Annotated in this window: 17 protein-coding genes and 1 rRNA gene; 2 read left to right on the top strand and 16 right to left on the bottom strand. The window is 43.3% G+C overall.

Annotation, left to right across the window (positions count from 1 at the left end; genetic code table 11):
* Nucleotides 1-37 precede the first annotated feature (37 nt).
* From I2432_RS07995 to I2432_RS08010, 4 genes are all read right to left on the bottom strand, one after another.
* Nucleotides 38-1,586: ribosomal RNA gene (locus I2432_RS07995) — 16S ribosomal RNA — on the bottom strand.
* Between the two features lie 283 nt (nt 1,587-1,869).
* The gene (gene hpf / locus I2432_RS08000; RefSeq protein WP_012679953.1) at nt 1,870-2,418 is read right to left on the bottom strand and encodes a ribosome hibernation-promoting factor, HPF/YfiA family; all 549 of its coding nucleotides are present in this window, start codon (nt 2,416-2,418) and stop codon (nt 1,870-1,872) included.
* A 75-nt stretch (nt 2,419-2,493) separates the two neighbouring features.
* Nucleotides 2,494-3,075 carry a ComF family protein gene (locus I2432_RS08005; RefSeq protein ID WP_111678856.1) on the bottom strand — a complete coding sequence of 194 codons (582 nt, stop codon included), beginning with the start codon at nt 3,073-3,075 and terminating at the stop codon, nt 2,494-2,496.
* A gap of 58 nt (nt 3,076-3,133) precedes the next feature.
* On the bottom strand, nt 3,134-4,456 hold the full coding sequence (locus I2432_RS08010) for an ATP-dependent helicase ComFA (protein WP_111678371.1): 1,323 nt from the start codon (nt 4,454-4,456) through the stop codon (nt 3,134-3,136).
* A 55-nt stretch (nt 4,457-4,511) separates the two neighbouring features.
* On the opposite strand from I2432_RS08010, the gene I2432_RS08015 reads away from it, so the two are divergent.
* Nucleotides 4,512-5,153, top strand: a complete 642-nt coding sequence (locus tag I2432_RS08015; RefSeq protein WP_111678373.1) for a YigZ family protein — start codon at nt 4,512-4,514, stop codon at nt 5,151-5,153.
* Between the two features lie 120 nt (nt 5,154-5,273).
* The gene (gene cysK / locus I2432_RS08020) at nt 5,274-6,200 is read left to right on the top strand and encodes a cysteine synthase A (RefSeq protein ID WP_111678375.1); all 927 of its coding nucleotides are present in this window, start codon (nt 5,274-5,276) and stop codon (nt 6,198-6,200) included.
* Nucleotides 6,201-6,615: 415 nt separating this feature from the next.
* Here the strand turns inward: cysK and I2432_RS08025 are convergent, their stop codons facing one another.
* From I2432_RS08025 to gmk, 12 genes are all read right to left on the bottom strand, one after another.
* Nucleotides 6,616-6,978, bottom strand: coding sequence for a S1 RNA-binding domain-containing protein (locus I2432_RS08025; protein WP_012516140.1), 363 nt, complete (start codon nt 6,976-6,978; stop codon nt 6,616-6,618).
* A complete protein-coding gene (locus I2432_RS08030; protein ID WP_111678377.1) occupies nt 6,978-8,378 on the bottom strand; it encodes a bifunctional Cof-type HAD-IIB family hydrolase/peptidylprolyl isomerase in 1,401 nt (466 codons plus the stop codon). Before I2432_RS08030 ends, I2432_RS08025 begins: the two co-directional genes overlap by 1 nt.
* 33 nt (nt 8,379-8,411) lie before the next feature.
* On the bottom strand, nt 8,412-9,053 hold the full coding sequence (locus tag I2432_RS08035; RefSeq protein WP_021321066.1) for a response regulator transcription factor: 642 nt from the start codon (nt 9,051-9,053) through the stop codon (nt 8,412-8,414).
* Complete coding sequence (locus tag I2432_RS08040) at nt 9,046-10,050, bottom strand: envelope stress sensor histidine kinase LiaS (protein WP_111678379.1); 1,005 nt, start codon at nt 10,048-10,050, stop codon at nt 9,046-9,048. The genes I2432_RS08035 and I2432_RS08040 overlap by 8 nt, the downstream gene beginning before the upstream one ends.
* Entirely contained in the window at nt 10,047-10,739 is a 693-nt protein-coding gene (gene liaF, locus I2432_RS08045; protein WP_111678381.1) for a cell wall-active antibiotics response protein LiaF, read from the bottom strand. The genes I2432_RS08040 and liaF overlap by 4 nt, the downstream gene beginning before the upstream one ends.
* Before the next feature lie 133 nt (nt 10,740-10,872).
* Entirely contained in the window at nt 10,873-12,768 is a 1,896-nt protein-coding gene (gene pknB, locus I2432_RS08050) for a Stk1 family PASTA domain-containing Ser/Thr kinase (protein ID WP_111678383.1), read from the bottom strand.
* Nucleotides 12,765-13,505 carry a Stp1/IreP family PP2C-type Ser/Thr phosphatase gene (locus tag I2432_RS08055; RefSeq protein ID WP_111678385.1) on the bottom strand — a complete coding sequence of 247 codons (741 nt, stop codon included), beginning with the start codon at nt 13,503-13,505 and terminating at the stop codon, nt 12,765-12,767. The genes pknB and I2432_RS08055 overlap by 4 nt, the downstream gene beginning before the upstream one ends.
* Before the next feature lie 37 nt (nt 13,506-13,542).
* On the bottom strand, nt 13,543-14,865 hold the full coding sequence (rsmB, locus tag I2432_RS08060; protein WP_111678857.1) for a 16S rRNA (cytosine(967)-C(5))-methyltransferase RsmB: 1,323 nt from the start codon (nt 14,863-14,865) through the stop codon (nt 13,543-13,545).
* On the bottom strand, nt 14,855-15,790 hold the full coding sequence (fmt, locus tag I2432_RS08065) for a methionyl-tRNA formyltransferase (RefSeq protein WP_111678387.1): 936 nt from the start codon (nt 15,788-15,790) through the stop codon (nt 14,855-14,857). Before fmt ends, rsmB begins: the two co-directional genes overlap by 11 nt.
* 66 nt (nt 15,791-15,856) lie before the next feature.
* Nucleotides 15,857-18,241, bottom strand: a complete 2,385-nt coding sequence (locus tag I2432_RS08070; RefSeq protein ID WP_111678389.1) for a primosomal protein N' — start codon at nt 18,239-18,241, stop codon at nt 15,857-15,859.
* A 63-nt stretch (nt 18,242-18,304) separates the two neighbouring features.
* Nucleotides 18,305-18,622 carry a DNA-directed RNA polymerase subunit omega gene (gene rpoZ / locus I2432_RS08075; protein WP_012516150.1) on the bottom strand — a complete coding sequence of 106 codons (318 nt, stop codon included), beginning with the start codon at nt 18,620-18,622 and terminating at the stop codon, nt 18,305-18,307.
* 24 nt (nt 18,623-18,646) lie between these two features.
* Nucleotides 18,647-19,273, bottom strand: a complete 627-nt coding sequence (gene gmk, locus I2432_RS08080) for a guanylate kinase (protein ID WP_012516151.1) — start codon at nt 19,271-19,273, stop codon at nt 18,647-18,649.
* Nucleotides 19,274-19,326: the final 53 nt, after the last annotated feature.

Genomic DNA, 19,326 nt, shown 5'->3' on the forward strand with positions numbered 1-19,326 from the left:
AAATAAGACTTCCAAACATGCTTCCATTTTTCCTTAGAAAGGAGGTGATCCAGCCGCACCTTCCGATACGGCTACCTTGTTACGACTTCACCCCAATCATCTATCCCACCTTAGGCGGCTGGCTCCTTAACGGTTACCTCACCGACTTCGGGTGTTACAAACTCTCGTGGTGTGACGGGCGGTGTGTACAAGGCCCGGGAACGTATTCACCGCGGCGTGCTGATCCGCGATTACTAGCGATTCCGACTTCATGTAGGCGAGTTGCAGCCTACAATCCGAACTGAGATTGGCTTTCAGAGATTAGCTTGCCGTCACCGGCTTGCGACTCGTTGTACCAACCATTGTAGCACGTGTGTAGCCCAGGTCATAAGGGGCATGATGATTTGACGTCATCCCCACCTTCCTCCGGTTTATTACCGGCAGTCTCGCTAGAGTGCCCAACTTAATGATGGCAACTAACAATAAGGGTTGCGCTCGTTGCGGGACTTAACCCAACATCTCACGACACGAGCTGACGACAACCATGCACCACCTGTCTCCAATGTACCGAAGTAACTTCTTATCTCTAAGAATAGCATCGGGATGTCAAGACCTGGTAAGGTTCTTCGCGTTGCTTCGAATTAAACCACATGCTCCACCGCTTGTGCGGGCCCCCGTCAATTCCTTTGAGTTTCAACCTTGCGGTCGTACTCCCCAGGCGGAGTGCTTAATGCGTTAGCTACGGCACTAAGCCCCGGAAAGGGCCTAACACCTAGCACTCAGCGTTTACGGCGTGGACTACCAGGGTATCTAATCCTGTTTGCTCCCCACGCTTTCGAGCCTCAGCGTCAGTTACAGACCAGAGAGCCGCTTTCGCCACCGGTGTTCCTCCATATATCTACGCATTTCACCGCTACACATGGAATTCCACTCTCCCCTTCTGCACTCAAGTTTAACAGTTTCCAAAGCATACAATGGTTAAGCCACTGCCTTTAACTTCAGACTTATTAAACCGCCTGCGCTCGCTTTACGCCCAATAAATCCGGACAACGCTCGGGACCTACGTATTACCGCGGCTGCTGGCACGTAGTTAGCCGTCCCTTTCTGGTTAGTTACCGTCAAATGATGGACTTTCCACTCCCATCACTGTTCTTCTCTAACAACAGAGCTTTACGATCCGAAAACCTTCTTCACTCACGCGGCGTTGCTCGGTCAGGGTTCCCCCCATTGCCGAAGATTCCCTACTGCTGCCTCCCGTAGGAGTCTGGGCCGTGTCTCAGTCCCAGTGTGGCCGTTCACCCTCTCAGGTCGGCTATGTATCGTCGCCTTGGTAGGCCTTTACCCTACCAACTAGCTAATACAACGCAGGTCCATCTCATAGTGAAGCGTTTGCTTCTTTCAAGCCAATGACATGGGTCATTGGCTTTTATGCGGTATTAGCTATCGTTTCCAATAGTTATCCCCCGCTATCAGGTAGGTTACCTACGCGTTACTCACCCGTTCGCAACTCATCAGTCCAGTGCAAGCACCTGACCTCTGCGTTCTACTTGCATGTATTAGGCACGCCGCCAGCGTTCGTCCTGAGCCAGGATCAAACTCTCTTTAATTTAGTTTGAGCTCTTAACTCGACGTCATTACTGACTTGTTTCTTTATTGACAGGTTACTTCCGTAACCCGCACGTTTGGTCGTCTTATTCAGTTCTCAAAGGTCTTTGTCTTACGAGACAACTATTACATTCTATCAGCTTAGGCTACCTTTGTCAACTACTTTTTTTACCTTTTTTCATTAACCTTAGCTAGCTCTCGTCGACAGCTTCATTAGTATACGATATCTTACCGACACTTGTCAAGGGCAAAAAACAAGAGGTGAGATGCCTCTTGCTTTTCAAATTATTTTGCTTCGATAAGTCCTAAGTCACCATCCTCACGACGATAAAGAACATTTGTTGCACCGTCCTCAGCATCTGTATAGATGAAGAAATCATGCCCTAGAAGTTCCATCTGCAAGCGAGCTTCCTCAACGTCCATTGGCTTTAGAGTCACATTTTTAGTGCGGACCACTTTGATTTCTGGAGTTTCTTCTGCTTTTTCTGCTTCAAATTCACTAGTAAACACTTGACTAGTTGACATTTTTTCACGATGCTTTTTAGCAATTTTTGTTTTATTTTTTCTAATTTGACGTTCGATTTTATCAACGACTAAATCAATAGAACCGTACATATCCTGTGAAACGTCTTCTGCACGAAGTGTCACTGAACCAAGCGGAATAGTGACTTCAACCTTTGCAGTCTTTTCACGATAAACCTTTAAATTAACGCGCGCATCTATTTCTTGCTCTTCAACAAAATATTTTTCAATCTTAGTAAGCTTTGATTCTACATAATCGCGAATAGCCTCTGTAACTTCGATGTTTTCTCCACGAATACTGAATTTAATCATAAGAGTACCTCTTTCTTGCGTTTAAAACGCTTTCTTTAGTTCTATTATAGCCGTTTTCATGAAAATTTGCAAGTTTTATCGTGCAATTGAGAGACTTTTGATGTCCTGACAGCCATGCCTGATAAGCTCCTGCCTTAGACTCATTATGGTGCTACCGGTTGTATAGATATCATCAATTAATAAGATTTTCTGTGGAAGAGCTGCTCCCTTTTTGAGTCGATAGCGGTTATTTAGCTGCAGGCGTTCTTTTTTTGTTTTGCTTGATTGTCTAGTATCGTCGATTCGCTCAAATAGGTCAAGATAGGCTAGGTTGGCATATTCTAAAATAGCTGTTACTTGATTAAAGCCCCTTTCATCATACCTTTGTTTGCTAACAGGTACAGGAACTAAGGTGTAGACTTTATAATACTTTTTTATGTGCTTAGCTAGCTCCTGAGCAAAAAGACTGCGTAAAGCATAATCTCCTTGAAATTTGTAACGGCTGAAATAATCCTTCATTGCAGTGTTGTATTGGTAAAGGCTCTGATGATCAACCTGATAGCCTTGTCTTTTCCAGGCAATACAATCCTGGCAGGCGCCCTCATGACGATACTGGTAGCAGTTAGAGCAGGCTGGCTGAGTAATCCTACAAAAATGGCGCTGACAAGCATCACACATAAGGGCTTTGTTAGGACTTAACAACAGGATTGCTGTGATAGATAAGGTCTCTTTACTATTATTGTGACAGAGTAGACAGTTCATTTTGATACCCTTTTTGATTCATATCCTTTATCTCCCGCACTGCCTTGAGCATGGCCTTGCTAATGCCATCATGAAAAAACAGCACCTGTCCTTCAGGCCTTTCCAAGGAACGCCCGACGCGACCTGAAATCTGAATAAGACTGCTGCTTGTGTAAAGGCGATGATTGGCTAACAAGACAAAGACATCTACGGTTGGAAAGGTCACACCTCTTTCTAAAATGGTTGTTGATATGAGTATAGTGATTTGTCCTTGTCTAAATTGCTCAATGATAGCCATTCGATTTGATGACTGACTGGAAGCATAAGCAATAGTTTCCTTAGGAAAATACTTTTGCAGCAGCTGACAGCACTGCTCAGCCAGCTCAATAAGTGGGAAAAAGATTAAGAGGGGATAGCCTGTTGCCCTTTGTTTTTTGACTAGGGTGATTAACCTTCTAGGCAATTTCCCGCGATGGATAGCCTCTAAAAGGGAGAATAATCTTTGATACTTTGGGACAACTAAGGGCTTGCCATGAAATCTTCTTGCTAATGTCAATTTGACAAGCTCTTTTTGCTTGACCTTGCGCTCTAAGTCTCTTGTAGAGGTTGCTGTTAGGTATACTGTCACTGCATCTGCTTTTGCAGCCTGATGAGCAGCATGGTTTAATTGACGATTGTTGACAAAAGGAAAGGCATCTACTTCGTCAATAATGAGCAGATCAAAAGCATGGTAAAAGGTCATCAATTGATGTGTTGTGGCAATGATTATGGGACTTCTATGATAAGCCTCTGACTCAGCATGCATAAGACAGATTTGACAGGAAAAGTCCCGCGATAGTCGTTTTTCAAGCTCTATGCAGACATCAACTCGTGGACTAGCAATGCAGACCCAGCCACCCTTATCAACAACTGCTGCAATAGCTTCATACATCATCTCTGTTTTACCAGCGCCGGTAACGGCATGAACCAGTGTGTCTTGCTTGAGCTTAACATGGTTAGTAAGCTGATGAGAGACAGCTACCTGATATGTTGTGAGCTGTCCTTGCCACCTCAGATAATGTCCCTTTGGAAAAGGAGCCGGTGGAAAATAGAGCAAGGGCCGATCAGATTGGTTTCGACCAAAAACGAGACAGGCTCTACAGTAGTAAGCACCGCTAGGTAGCTGATGAGCTTTCTCAATTAAACTGCTACAGCGTTGGCAGTATAATGTTCCTTTTTTAGCGATCATGCTTTGTAAGCTACAAGCCCAGACAGAAACAGCCTTTGGGCATTGCCCTTCGGGTAAAAGACGTCCATAGTAATTTTCGATATTCTCCATACCTTATTATCCGAATTATTTTGCTAAATATCAGCATTTTTTGTAAAATTTTCTTATGGAAGATTATAAAACTATTATGACTGATGGGCTTTTTGAGGAAAGCATCAAAAAATCTCGCTTTATTTGCCAAATCAAACGTGTCTACACAGAAGAAGAGGCCAGAGCCTTTATTGCTGATATCAAAAAAAAGCACTATAAGGCCAATCATTCCTGCTCTGCTATGATTATCGGAGATAAAGGACAAACCAAGCGCTCAAGCGACGATGGTGAGCCGTCTGGCACTGCTGGTATTCCTATGCTTTCTGTCTTAGAAAGGCAGGAATTAACCAATCTTGTAGCTGTTGTGACTCGCTATTTTGGAGGTATTAAATTAGGAGCTGGGGGACTTATTCGTGCTTACTCCGGCGTGACTGCAGCAGCTATTCAGGCTTTAAAGGTGGTTGAGGTAAAAAAACAAACCGGGCTAGCAATCAGCCTTACCTACCCTCAATACCAAATCTATCCTAATTTTCTGGAGCAAGAAGGATTGATTGAAATGAATACCGAATTTTCTGATGTCGTTAGAACAGCTATTTACTTTGATCCTGAGCGCTTGGATAGCATTTCTAAAGCTTTGATTGAGCATTATCATGGCAAAGTTTTCTTTGAAGAGATCGAATCTCAAAGGATTGAGGTCCCTGTTTTGCCTGCCGATTAGCATTAACAGTGATAGCGTCTCTTTATCACTATGATAGTAAATGGCTACTTTACTTTGTCGATTATTGGCTATATACTTTTATATAAGCATGTATTGATACAAGGATAAAAAGGAGGACCTATGTCAAAGCTATATCACAACATTACAGAATTGGTTGGTAAAACCCCTATCATTAAATTGAGAAACACCAGTCCAGAAGAGGCTGCCGATATTTATGTCAAGCTAGAGGCTTTTAATCCAGGCTCCTCAGTCAAGGACCGCATCGCACTTGCAATGATTGAAGCTGCGGAGAAAGCCAGCATGATCAAGCCAGGTGATACAATCGTTGAGCCAACTAGTGGCAATACAGGGATTGGCTTATCCTGGGTTGGGGCTGCAAAAGGCTACCGAGTGCTTATTGTAATGCCTGAGACAATGAGTATTGAAAGACGTCAAATCATTCAAGCTTACGGAGCAGAGCTTGTTTTGACCCCGGGTAGTGATGGGATGAAAGGCGCGATTGCTAAAGCAGAAGAGATTGCCAGAGAGACTGGTGCTTGGATGCCCTCACAATTTGACAATCCTGCCAATCCCAAGGTCCATGAGGAGACAACAGGGCAAGAAATTATCGAGGCTTTTGGAGAAAAAGGACTTGATGCCTTTGTTTCTGGTGTGGGAACTGGTGGCACTATTTCTGGTGTTGCGCATGCCTTAAAAGCTGTTAATCCTGATATTTCTATCTATGCTGTGGAAGCAGATGAATCTGCCGTCTTATCTGGTGAAGAGCCTTCTCCGCACAAGATTCAAGGGATTTCAGCTGGCTTTATCCCAAATACCTTAGATACAGAGGCCTATGACCACATCATTCGAGTAGCGTCAGAGGCTGCCCTTGCCACTGCTCGGTCAATCGGGGCTAAGGAGGGCTTTCTTGTAGGCATTTCTTCTGGAGCTGCTGTTTATGCTGCTATTCAAGCCGCTAAGGAGCTTGGAAAAGGTAAAAAGGTCTTAGCTATATTACCAGATAATGGTGAGCGATACCTGTCTACTGCCCTTTATCAGTTTGATTAGGATAAAAAGCAGAACACATCAGCGCTAGTCCAGTCCCATCAGCTGCAACAAACTTTTAAGCACACATCATCGCTCTTACTTAGCCACCACTTAAAGGCAAGTCAGCTAGCCTATGGAAAAATGCTTACTTTGATTCCTTTCTAACAGTGAATATAGGCATATCAAGCTTAAGCGCCCAAGAGCTCCTAGCTTCTTGGAAACAAGCTTTTGATCTGTCAATATTCTAGCTGCTTTTACCACAAGCTAAGAATACTCAAGCTAGTAGCCTAAGTATTCAAAGAGGATTGGCAATTACAGTTGGCTTTTTCTGAAGATAGCTTTGAGATAAGTAAGATGATTGGTCTAGAGCTGATAGCAAAAAACCGAGGAACAGTTCATATAGCTGTTTCTCGGTTTTTTATGTTTCCAAGTCTGTTTACGATTTTTCCTGCTTAAAGTGGTCTAAGCCTTCCTCAATCCAATTGGGTAAGCTGGCTTCAAGAGGTTTAAAGCCAATCTTATAACGGCTGTTTGAAAAGCGATGATGACTTGACACATGATGCTTTTCCTCCTCCAAAGTTCTCAAGGACAGGCTGACCTTATGACTATATTCGTCATAGTCAATGACCTGAACTAAAACCGCCTCACCAAGCCTTAGGATCTGATGAATATTATCAATAAACCCCGTCTTAATTTCTGAAATATGAATGAGACCTGTTGTCCCATTTTCAAGGGCAACAAAGGCTCCATAGGGTTTGATTCCTGTAATGGTCCCATGCAGCTTATCGCCAATTTTCATCAATCAAATACCTCGATGGCCTCAATGACAACGTCCTCTTTTGGCTTGTCTTGTGCCCCTGTTTCGACAGCAGCAATGTTATCCAAAACCTGATAAGAGGCTTCATCAGCCAGCTGACCAAACACTGTATGGCGACGATCAAGGTGAGGAGTCCCCCCATGCTCAGCGTAGGCTGCTGCAATTTCCTTTGGCCAGCCACCACGCTCTAATTCCTTTTGAGAATAAGGAAGGCTTGTATTCTGGACGATAAAGAATTGGCTGCCGTTTGTATTTGGTCCTGCATTAGCCATCGAAAGGGCTCCGCGAAGGTTGTACAATTCCTCTGAAAACTCATCCTCAAAGCTTTGACCATAGATGGATTGCCCACCCATTCCAGTGCCAGTCGGATCTCCACCTTGAATCATAAAATCTACAATAATACGATGGAAAATAACACCATTATAGTAGCCTTCCTTAGCTAGACCTAAGAAGTTAGCAACTGTTTTTGGGGCATGCTCTGGAAATAAAGCCAGTGTCAGCTCACCATGATTTGTTTTCATCACCACTCTTGGTCCTTCATAGCTAGCCAAGTCTAGCTGCGGAAAATGTAATTCTTTATCAATCAAACCTAATTCCTCCAAGGCATATAAAATGCCGTTTTCTTCAACTGTTTTAGTAATAAAATCTGCTTTTTCTTGTAATTGTGGGTGAGAAACCCCCATAGCAATGCTGATGCCAGCATAATCAAATAGCTCTAAATCATTGAGCTCATCACCAAAGACCAGGATATTTTCAGGTTTTAAGCCTAAATGCTCAACAACCTTTGATACACCTAAAGCCTTAGAGGTGCCCTTTAGGACCACATCAGAGGAGTGATCATGCCACCTTACCAGGCGAAGCTGCTCAGCCAATTCAGCAGGTAATTGCAGGTCATCTCCCTTGTCCTCAAAGGTCCACATTTGATAGACATCGTGGTGTTCATTGTAATCTGGGCATACCTCTAGTGTGGAGTAAACCTTATCAATAGCATCACTAATCATCTCATTACGAGCTGATAAGACAGCCTCGTGACGTCCTGCCATGCCATAATCGATACCGACTGTATTGGCCCAGTCTTTATAGGCTACAACGGTGTCTGCTGGGATAGGCGCCTGAAAGATAATGTTTTTTTGATTGTCCTTCACATAAGCGCCGTTTAGCTTAACACAATAATCTGCCTCTAAATCCTGAACCTCCTTGGGCACTCCATATCTGGCGCGGCCCGAAGCAATTCCTGTTAGGATTCCTTTTTTCTTGAGCTCTTTGAAAATCCTCTGGATAGACTCTGGCATATAGCCTGTGTCCTTTACGCGCAGGGTATCATCTATGTCAAAGAAAACCATCTTGATTTTCTTGGCCTTATACTTTAATTTTGCGTCCATACTTTCCTCCATTGCAATGATACTATTATAGCATTAATGATCATCTTGGGGCACTAAATGGTGTCGGAAAGCGTATACAACAGCCTGAGTACGATCATCAACCTGCAATTTGGCTAAAATATTTGACACGTGAGTTTTAACTGTCTTCAAGGATATAAAAAGCTCATCAGCAATGGTCTGATTGTCATAGCCCTTAGCCAATAAATGCAGAATATCGTATTCACGCGCTGTTAGCTCTTCATGTAAATCAGGCTGCTGATCATGTGCCTTAATCTTCTTGTCAACCTCCGTTTCAATGGCAAGCTCACCCTTAGCAACTTTTCTAATAGCATTTAGGATTTCAGCTGCACTTGATGTTTTTAACATATAGCCCTTAGCTCCTGCGTCAATGACAGGGTAAATTTTTTCGTTATCAAGATAAGAGGTTAACACCAACACTCTTGCTTCCTTCCATTTGGATAGGATTTCCAAGGTTGCCTCCACACCTCCTAATTCGGGCATTACCAAATCCATAACCACGACATCTGGTCTCAATGCAAGGGCAAGCTCAACTCCTTCACGACCATTAGAAGCCTCACCTATGACATCAACATCTTGCTGCAAATTTAAGAAGCTCTTTAAGCCCATTCGGACCATTTCATGGTCATCAACTAATATTACGGTTATATTACTCATCTTCATCTCCCATCACAAGTGGCAGTCTAATGTCCATCGAAACGCCCTTTCCTTTTTGACTAATCAAACGAAGCGTTCCAGCTAGGTCATTCACACGATCTTCAATATTTTTAAGGCCATAGCTTAATTCCCTAACCTGATCTATGTCAAAACCAACCCCATTATCAACCATTTTTAGCTGTAGCTCTGTTGGTGTTTGGTTCAGGTACACCTCAAGGCGGCTCGCCTTAGCATGCTTGAGGGTATTGCTGATAAATTCCTGAGCGATCCTAAAGAGGTTATCCTCTATGGCCTTTGGCAGAGTGCCAATATCTTCCTTATAGACAACCTCAATGCCGCTTTTATCAGTTAGCTCCTTGAGAATCATCGTAAATCCTTCTGATAGGCTGCGATTTGCCAATTCTGTCGGGCGCAGGTGCAACAATAAAATGCGTAAATCATTTTGAGCATTTTGCAGCATGGCTTCAACAGTAACTAATTGCTGCTGTAGCTGCTCCTTATCCATCTGATCTAGGCTCATAGAAACCCCTGACAAAATCATCGACGAAGCAAACAATTCTTGACTAACAGTGTCGTGCAGGTCTCTAGCGATTCGTTTACGTTCCTGTTGAACAATTTTTTGACTATCTAAAATATAAGCATTCTCTTTTTTCTGGATATTGGTTGTTATATGAGACATTTTCGCAGAAAGTCTGGTCAAATTCGTGTTGATTTCAGAGGTCTCCTCCAAATGAATTCTTTGATTGTTGAGAATCCTGCGTAAATTTTTATTGATGCTCCGCTTGCTATTATCATCTAAAATAATCCACAACAAAAGCAGCAGCAAAGTTACAGAGATGATAAGCAGCACAACTGAAAACACCAAGCGCTCTAGCTGCCATAAATGGCTTCGCAAGTAGTCAAAGGTGATCCCCAGATTATCCATCACAACAAAAACAATTGATAAAATGGTTATAGTCGAATAAAGCCAGACCAAAGCATAATACCTTTTTTTCATCGTCTAGCCACCTCGACATTTCCTGCTATAGTGGATACGATAATCTTAACCTTCTTTAAGCTGCTGTCCTCGGCCTCTCCTAGGGTAATAGATTCATTTCGTAAATCGTATTCTTGAAGCTCAAAAAAATCAACACTAGCATAGATAGAGCTGACCTCTAAGGTAACAGCCACATCAATAGGCACTAGAATCTTTGTATTGCCAAAGATCTTTCTGATAATGATGACATTGTCCATTCCAGTCACAATCACATTTGTCAGATCAATCGTATCATTGCCAGAGGCACGAATAATATTGATATCCTCAAAGGAATAATAATCACTTTCATAGTTAGCTGCGCCAAGCCATTGATTTTTGACCTGTCGCACAGTCATTTTTTCTTCTGCAAACCGAATGAGGGCAAATCGATTCTTCTTTTTTACTTGTGAAAAGTGATTGATAATCACATACACAATTCCCAACAGAACCGCCATAATAATATAAGGGTTCAGCATAAAAATTAAGAACAAAAGCAATAAGCTAACTGTTAGCAAAAAGCTATTGCGGGTATCTTGATTATAAAAACGCAGAGCCAATAAAATCAAGACCAAAATTAAAATAAAGCTTGATAAATCGTTGGCCAAAATGGTCATAATCCCCATAGCCAACAGTATGCATTCAACAAGCAGAAAGAATTGAAATTTTTTCATTAGACTCCTTCCATTACCCTGACATTTTATCAAAAATTAAGCAAAAATTCACCCTTGAGTGGCATTCTAGTAAAAAAAGAATACCTAGCTTAGCAACTATGGGCAAGCCAGATATTCTATATCCTATTTACGTTTACGGTGTTGTAACAGCGTCATTTTGACCTAATTCGGTATGACTGCTTGAGTCTGTTGTATCTCCAGCTGATGGATTAGGAGCCGAGGTATCAGAGCTCGATGAGCTGCTTGATGCACGTGTCTCCTCAGGGTAGAGGTAGAGGCTAATATCACCCTTTTCAGAAAGGCTAATCTGGGTACCATAATACGGTGTCTGCCCACTGACAATCGCCTTTGAGCTTGGGGAGCTCACCTGCACAAAGCCTGTCGGAGAGCTGGAGCTTGGTACATAGGCCTTGATTCTTGCGGCATCAATTCCTAGGGCTGTTAGTGTATTGACTGCGTCTGCATAGCTGTACTCAGTTACCATTGGCATGATGACCGTATCACCCACTGCTACACTGAGAGTAATCTTGGATTTACCAGCTGGGTTAAATTTTTCTCCCGCGCTTGGAGACTGGCTAATAACGGTGTTTTCAGGGTATTCATTTGTCACGATACGCTCAATCTTGATTTTTGACTTTGGTACACCATAGGTCTCAGTCAGACTGGTCATCACATCTTGATAATCCTGTCCCTTATAATTTTCCATCTCAAAGCCTTTATTTCCGATCGAAAGGTAAAGGTCAACGCTGGAGCCTTTTCGCTTAGCTGAGCCAGCTTGAGGATTTGTCTTAACCACCTGATCCTCACTAACTGTGTCACTTTCAATCTGATGGACCTTACCGACCTTTAGTCCCGCCTCCTCCAAGACCTGCTTGGCAGCATTGAGACTAGAGCCTGTCACATCAGGAACCTTAACCGTAGTTGGCTTGGTCAAGACCAAATAAGCAAAAAGAGCCACACCAACAACAAAAAAGGAAAACAAGATTTTTAAGAGTGTTCCTAGAAAACGCCCATTTTTTTTCTTTTTTTGAGGCTTTTGCAGAGTATCCATCTGGCTAGTCTGCTCAAGTCTAGCATCAGCTGCCGCAGATGCCTGACTAGCATTTGATACCTTAGGTGCTGTTACAGGAGTCGGTGTTACCTTTGGCAAGGGCTTTGTGCTTTCGACATCATTAAAAACAACCTTACGCTCACGACTGCGATTATAACTAAGGGCTGTCATCAAATCCCTGCTCATCTCAAAGGTCGAGCGATAACGGTCACTTAGCTTTTTGGCAGTGGCCCGAATAACAACATTTTCCAAAGCTTGAGGCACATTAGGATTTTCATCAATGATAGAGGGCAGCGGCTTTTGAAAATGCTGCAGAGCAATCGTCACAGCGCTATCGCCATCATAAGGAATATGCCCTGTTAGCATTTCAAAGAGCATGATTCCCATCGCGTAAATATCACTTTGAATTGTCGCTTTAGAACCACGCGCTTGCTCAGGTGAGAGGTAATGCACACTTCCTAGCATAGAATTTGTCTGGGTTAGGCTGGTCTCTGCAAAGGCAACAGCAATCCCAAAATCTGTAACCTTAACAACACCTGATTTGGTTAAAAGAATATTTTGAGGCTTTAAATCCCTGTGGACAATTCCTTTTTGATGGGCCAGAGTCATGGCAGAAAGAACCTCCTCCATGATTCTCACCACCTCATTGTTGGATAATGGCGCATGATCCTGAATGTATTTTTTCAAGTCAGAGCCATCAACGTATTCCATTACTAAAAATTGCTGTCCGTCTTCCTCGCCTATATCCCGAATGGCAACAATATTGGGGTGATTTAATTCAGCCATGGCTCGCGCTTCTCTTTGAAAACGCGCAACAGCAACCTGATCTGTTTGATAATTGGTCCGCAAGACCTTAATGGCAACGTCCTCATTATCCAGAATCAAATCGTTTGCTAAATAAACATCCGCCATACCACCGCGGCCTATAGATTTTAGAATGCGATAACGACCAGCAAATAGCTTGCCAATCTGAATCATTCTGCTTCCCCGCTTTCCTTATGCACCAAAGCAACGGTGATGTTGTCTAGACCTCCTCTTTGGTTTGCCAGGTCAATCAAGGCTTGATTTTTCTCATCAAGGCTGATATCTTGACATAATATGTCAACAATCTCCTCATTAGCAATCATATTGGTTAAGCCGTCACTATTAATCACTAGGTAGTCGCCCTTTTCTAAAACCTTGACACCTAAGTCTGGCTCTACTGGCGAGGCTTGACCTATAGATTGTGTGATGATATTTTTTTGTGGGTGGCTAGCAGCCTCCTCTTCGGTAATCTGACCAGCCTTAACTAAGGCATTAACCAAGGAATGATCACTAGTTAAAAGGCTATAATTTCCCTCATGAACCAAGCCGATACGAGAGTCGCCAATATGAGCGTAAATCGCATTAGAATCAACTAGGGCAACTGCCTCAACGGTTGTTCCCATTCCCTTATAATCCTCAGACTGTCCCAAGTCATAGATGCGTTGGTTCTCTGCTTCGATAGTTGCTAGCAGCCAGTCCTTGATCTGACTAAGCTCAGTAAAATCAGTCTTAACCCATTCCCTGCCTAGGTCTGTAACAGTCATCTCACTGGCAATATTTCCTGCCCTGTGACCTCCCATACCGTCTGCTAGGATAACAAGGGTAATGCCTTTTTTATTATCAAACTTGTTGATAAAATCTTGATTGTTTGAGCGCTTTTGCCCAATATCGGTTTTTAATGAAATCTTCATATAATCTTTTCTGACTAGGTCAGTCTCCTCCTAAATACTACAAGACTCGTCTGACTTGCCCAATAAAGAAGCCATCAGTCTGGTATTGCTCTGGTGTAATCATAAGACAACCGTCCTTGACAATATCTGCTTGTGCATGCTTGAGTGTTACTTGTTCAAAATTAGGATGACGTTGTAAAAATTTGTCAATAACTTGGAAATTCTCTTCATCAAAAATCGTACAAGTGCTATAGGTTATTATACCACCTTTTCGCAGCGTTTGACAAACACTAGATAATATCTCCAGCTGAATTTCCTGCAATTGCTGGAAGTCCTGCCCTTCCTTGTTATACTTAATATCTGGCTTACGCCTTATGAGACCAATGCCAGAGCAGGGAGCATCAACTAAAATCTTATCAAAGCTATCCTTGGCAAAATACCTATGGGCCTCTCTAGCATCAAGCATCTTAGTATCAACCCGATCTGCTACCCCTAGACGCTTGGCATTTTCATTTACTAAGACCAGCTTATGCTCATACAAATCGAGAGCTGTCACTCTCCCACTTGTCAAATAAGAAGCGATGTGAGCTGTTTTCCCTCCGGGTGCGCTACAGGCATCTAAAATCATTTCCTGTCCTTGAATATCGAGCGTCGGGGCAACTAGCTGACTGGTCTCATCTTGGATCGTAATGTCCCCATTGATGAAATAGCTGCTGGCAGCAAAATGACCAGCTCTCTTGGTCAGACCAGTCTCAGCAAGTAATGATTGCTCTGAGCCTGTTGCTTGCTTGATCTCATCAAACTTTGCCAGATCTGTGACACGTATGCTGGCTCTGCTTCTCACAAAAAGACTTTCCATGATTGCTACAGCTCGCTTCTCGCCAAATTGGTCGATCAATTTTTTGACTAGCCAGACCGGTACTGAGTAAGCAACAGCATAGTATTTGTTTTTTCGCTTGATGCTCTTGATATCTGGTAAGGGCTTATTGGTCAGCTGGCGCAAAACGGCATTGACCAGCTTATCTGCTCCTCTGCCATGAGTTCTCGCCTTGGCAAGGTTAACAGCGTCATTAACAATAGCATGAGCAGGCACCTTGTCTAGGTAAGCCAGCTGGTAAAGGCTAAGCATCAAGAGATAATAAACCCATTTATCCAGCCTGTCTCGGTCCTCAATATAGTGAGCCAGATACCATTCTAGGGTTATCTTCCTAGAGATAGTCCCGTAAACAATCTCTGTGACCAGGGCCTTGTCCTTATCACTTAGAGACTGATTCGCCAGCTGGTGCTTCAAGGCAAGGTTAGAATAAGCTCCATGGTCAAAAATATCCTCAACGATAAGTAGCGCCTGTCCTCTAGCTGATTTTTTCCAATCATTTGCCAAGGACATCACCCACCTCTAGGCCTCTGCCAACACCATTTAAAAAGTCAACAATAGGCATCTTGGGCTTGCCTGCTGGTTGGACGAGCTTCAAGGATAGAGCTCCCTCACCTGCTGCTACGACCAATGCTTTTTTGGTTTTAGCGATGATTTGTCCGGCTTCCCCAGAGCCTTCAGCCAATTCAGCCTCATAAATTTTGAAGCGCTGCCCATCTAATAAGGTATGAGCCACTGGCCAAGGGTTCATTCCTCTGATATGATTAAACACCTCTCTTGCTGGCTTTGACCAGTCCAATCTTTCTTCTTCTGCTGAAAGGTTCGGAGAAAAGGTGGCTTGGCTATGGTCTTGAGGAACTGGCTTTAGGTTACCCGACAAGTAATCAGGCAAGGTCTTCAATAATAAATCTCGTCCTAGAATGGCCAGTTTATCAAACATAGTGCCAACATTATCAGTATCTAAGATCGGAAGGCTTGCGCTTGATACCATATCCCCAGCGTCCATCTCCTTAACCATCTCCATAATGGTAACCCCGGCCTCCTTATCACCATTGATAATGGCATAATGAATCGGAGCACCACCACGATATTTAGGAAGCAAGGACGCATGCACATTAACAGCAAATGTCACTGAATCCAATAAGACTGTTGGTAAAAATTGCCCAAAGGCTGCCGTTACAATCCCATCTGCTCCTAATGCCATGATATCTGCTAGCTCCTGTGAACCAGATAGCTTCTCAGGCTGAAAAACAGGCAGCTGATGTGCAAGCGCCAGCTCTTTGACAGGTGTCATTGTGATTTCTTTTTTGCGACCGACCGCACGATCAGGCTGGGTCACAACCGCTAAAATGTCATAGGCTGGGTTTTCTAATAAGCCCTGCAAAACGGTTGCTGAAAACTGGGGGGTACCCATAAAAATTAATCTTGTCATCTATTTCCTCTATTTTCTTTCTTTTTCATTATAGCATAGCTTGGTGCAAAGTCTGGCAAAGAACACTTACATAAAGCTCTGTGGCTCTTGATCAATGATAACCTTTAGTTCACGATTATCCTGCTCTTGACTCCAATCAAGAATTTGATTCAGGGTAGCTTCAAGCTGATCCTCAAAACGATATTTCAAAATAATCTGATAATGGTAAAGATTGTGCGTTCTTGCAATCGGCTTTGGCGTTGGCCCTAATATTCTGATCTGATCAGACAAGCCCTGCTTCAATATGGTCATCATTTGATAGGCCTTTTTGACCACCTCCTGCTCACTCTTATGCGATAGGGTCAGACCTACTGTGAAATAATAGGGAGGATAGCCTAGCTTTCGTCGAAGCCCCATTTCATAAGCGTAAAAGGCTTCAAAATCCTGCTTTTTAGCCAGTTGAATCGCGTAATGCTCAGGATTATAGGTCTGAATCAGGACTTCACCTGGCTTGTCTGCACGCCCTGCTCGTCCTGCAACCTGGGTCAGCAATTGAAAGGTTCGCTCTGATGCCCTAAAATCAGGTAAATGCAAGGAAGTATCTGCATTTAAAACACCCACCAGAGTAACATTGGGAAAATCCAACCCCTTTGCAATCATTTGTGTGCCAAGCAACACATCAGCATCACCATTGCCAAACGCCTTTAAAATAGCTTCGTGACTGCCTTTTTTACGTGTTGTATCCACGTCCATTCGTAATATTCTGGCTTCTGGCAATACCTGCTTAAGCTCATCATAGGCCTTTTGCGTCCCTGTTCCATAATAGCGTATGCTTTTGCCTTGACAGCTAGGGCAAAGCCTTGGAATAGCTCTTTGAAAGCCGCAATAGTGACAATTCATGGTTTTCGTATCCATGTGGAGGGTTAAGGAAATATCACAATTTGGACATTGATCAACATAGCCACAATCTCGACACATGATAAAGCTAGAGTAGCCACGCCTGTTGAGCATCAAAACAGCCTGCTCTTTTCTAGCAAGACACTCTTTGAGTTTATCAATCAAATAAGGGGTGAAGCTGCTAACCTCCTGCTGACCAATATAATCTCGAAAATCAACAATCTCAACCTGAGGCATACTGGCAAGAGGATTGGCTCTCTCAGTCAGCTGGATAAACTGATACAGTCCCTTGCTGGCTCTAGCGCGACTATCAATACTAGGGGTCGCTGAGCCCAGCACTAAGGCAGCCTTATGGTGCCTTGCACGAAGCAGAGCTACATCTCTGGCATGGTATCTGGGATTAGATTCCTGCTTGTAGGTGGCCTCATGCTCCTCATCAATAATAATGGCACCAATATTTTCTAAGGGTGAAAAAATAGCAGAGCGAGCACCGACCACCACTCTAGCCTGCCCTGTCTTAATTTTCTGCCATTCGTCAAATTTTTCTCCATCTGACAAGCCTGAATGCATAATAGCGACCTGTCTTCCAAAGCGGGAAATAAATCGAGAGGTCATTTGAGGCGTGAGGGAGATTTCTGGCACTAAGACAATAGCTGTCTTTCCTTGCTCAAGCACATGCGCAATCACATGAAGATAGACCTCTGTCTTGCCAGAGCCTGTAATACCTTCCAGTAAAAAGGGCTTAGCCTCTCTGCCAACAGCCTTGGTAATCTGATCAACAGCTTGCTGCTGCTGCTGATTAAGCTTTAAGAGCGGGGCTGCCTTGATGTGATTGAAATAATCCTCACTGCGATTGACACGTCGCTCCTCAAGCTCGATCAGCTGGTTGGCCACAAAATAGCTAACAACCTCTCTAGAATAATCCTGATAAAGCTTGGCTAGCTTATTTTTTTGTGGATTGGCTAACAAATAAGCCTTTAAGGCTTGGCGCTTTTTAGCCCGATTTGAAATCTTATGCTCCTGTAAGGCTAATCTATTGACCTGATAGTAAGTCTCGGTTTTGATTGTCTTTTTGTCCTTGGCTAGATAAGTTGCCCTAATCTTACCAGACTGTATCAGCCTAAGGACAGGTCCTTCCTGCTCTGGACTTAGCTTAGAATAAAGCAAGGAATCCCCATTAGAGAAAACATCAGCAAGGTCAGCCGCAGCTAAGTCAGCTGTCGGGGTGAGCAGCCGATCGTAATGAGAATTGAGTAGGCTAGGAAGCATTGCTTTTAAGAGGGTGATTTTGTAGGAAAAAACTGTTTGTCGCAATTGCTCTGCTAACGCCACCTGCTCCTGATTCAAGACAGGCTCAGCATCTAAAACTGACCAAATAGCCTTCAATTGCTGCGTTGATTGACTAGAAAAGCCAATAACAAAGCCCTGTAGCAACCTATTGCCATTACCAAAGGGCACATGAACGCGAGAACCAATCTTAACCAGAGATAATAGCTCATCTGGAATAAGATAAGAAAAGGGCTTATCGGTTTGCATCAAGGGAATATCAACAATGACCTGTGCTATGTGTTGCATTTTGACTTCCTTTCTATCAAGAAATGGACCTGCAATATGAAAAAAACTAAGATTGACTCAACCTTAGATTTTTTCTCCCTCTTCTTCTTTTTCTTTTGCAATCTGCTCTTTTATTTTACGCTCTTCTTCTTCTCTTGCTAAACGCTCTGCCTCAATCCTTGCACGAACAGCCGCACGCTTAGCAGCAGGGTCCGGGTGAATCACAACATTGCCTGACTCAATCTCCTCTAGTGCCTGAAGCGTTGATTTGACAGACTTAAAGGCCTGTGTCGGCGTAGCACCTGCTTCTAACTCGTGGGCACGCTTGGCCTGTAAAATAACAAGTGAATATTTTGATGGGACTTTATCTAATAAAGTATCAATCGAAGGTTTTAACATCATGGGCTTTACTCTTTTCTATTTCTATCATCTGAGAGATTTTGTTGTTTTAATCATTTGGTCATAGCGACCAATCACACGCTCAACGCGGAAATGCTCGGTCTCAATAATCCGCTTAACACGCTCGGCGGCTAGAGGAACCTCGTCGTTGACCACAGCATAATCATACTCCCGCATGAGTGCAATCTCTTCCTTGGCTCTTTCGATACGCTTGGCAATCACCTCTTGGCTGTCTGTTCCACGACCAACCAGACGGTCCTGCAATTCATCTAAATCTGGCGGCGTTAGAAAAATGAAGACACCATCAGGCACCTTAGCCTTTACCTGCAAAGCACCCTGTACCTCAATTTCTAAAAAGACATCAACACCCTTATCAAGGGTTTCATTAACATAGGTTAAGGGAGTGCCATAGTAATTGCCGACATACTCTGCATATTCTAGCATTTGACCATTTTTTATTAGCTCTTCAAATTCTTCTCGTGTGCGGAAGAAATAATCAACCCCATCAACTTCACCTGGTCTCTGTGGACGTGTCGTCATCGAAACAGAATATTCAAATTTATGATCTGGCGTTGAAAAAATCTCTTGTCTCACCGTTCCCTTTCCGACGCCTGAGGGGCCAGAGAAAACGATTAACAAACCGCGTTCAGACATTGTATTCTCCTTATTGATTGCTTTCTAATAGTTTATCAAAAAGGCTATCGTTT

The organism is Streptococcus equi subsp. zooepidemicus (genome assembly GCF_015689395.1).
Lineage (GTDB): Bacteria > Bacillota > Bacilli > Lactobacillales > Streptococcaceae > Streptococcus > Streptococcus equi.

Excerpts from the sequence above, each read along its gene's own strand:
- cysK (WP_111678375.1), top strand. The coding sequence starts at position 5,274 with ATGTCAAAGCTATATCACAACATTACAGAATTGGTTGGTAAAACCCCT.
- I2432_RS08035 (WP_021321066.1), bottom strand. The coding sequence starts at position 9,053 with ATGAGTAATATAACCGTAATATTAGTTGATGACCATGAAATGGTCCGA.
- I2432_RS08015 (WP_111678373.1), top strand. The coding sequence starts at position 4,512 with ATGGAAGATTATAAAACTATTATGACTGATGGGCTTTTTGAGGAAAGC.
- liaF (WP_111678381.1), bottom strand. The coding sequence starts at position 10,739 with ATGAAAAAATTTCAATTCTTTCTGCTTGTTGAATGCATACTGTTGGCT.
- I2432_RS08055 (WP_111678385.1), bottom strand. The coding sequence starts at position 13,505 with ATGAAGATTTCATTAAAAACCGATATTGGGCAAAAGCGCTCAAACAAT.
- I2432_RS08070 (WP_111678389.1), bottom strand. The coding sequence starts at position 18,241 with ATGCAACACATAGCACAGGTCATTGTTGATATTCCCTTGATGCAAACC.
- I2432_RS08040 (WP_111678379.1), bottom strand. The coding sequence starts at position 10,050 with ATGAAAAAAAGGTATTATGCTTTGGTCTGGCTTTATTCGACTATAACC.
- fmt (WP_111678387.1), bottom strand. The coding sequence starts at position 15,790 with ATGACAAGATTAATTTTTATGGGTACCCCCCAGTTTTCAGCAACCGTT.
- I2432_RS08025 (WP_012516140.1), bottom strand. The coding sequence starts at position 6,978 with ATGAAAATTGGCGATAAGCTGCATGGGACCATTACAGGAATCAAACCC.
- I2432_RS08010 (WP_111678371.1), bottom strand. The coding sequence starts at position 4,456 with ATGGAGAATATCGAAAATTACTATGGACGTCTTTTACCCGAAGGGCAA.
- I2432_RS08005 (WP_111678856.1), bottom strand. The coding sequence starts at position 3,075 with ATGTGTGATGCTTGTCAGCGCCATTTTTGTAGGATTACTCAGCCAGCC.
- rpoZ (WP_012516150.1), bottom strand. The coding sequence starts at position 18,622 with ATGATGTTAAAACCTTCGATTGATACTTTATTAGATAAAGTCCCATCA.
- pknB (WP_111678383.1), bottom strand. The coding sequence starts at position 12,768 with ATGATTCAGATTGGCAAGCTATTTGCTGGTCGTTATCGCATTCTAAAA.
- hpf (WP_012679953.1), bottom strand. The coding sequence starts at position 2,418 with ATGATTAAATTCAGTATTCGTGGAGAAAACATCGAAGTTACAGAGGCT.
- gmk (WP_012516151.1), bottom strand. The coding sequence starts at position 19,273 with ATGTCTGAACGCGGTTTGTTAATCGTTTTCTCTGGCCCCTCAGGCGTC.
- I2432_RS08030 (WP_111678377.1), bottom strand. The coding sequence starts at position 8,378 with ATGGACGCAAAATTAAAGTATAAGGCCAAGAAAATCAAGATGGTTTTC.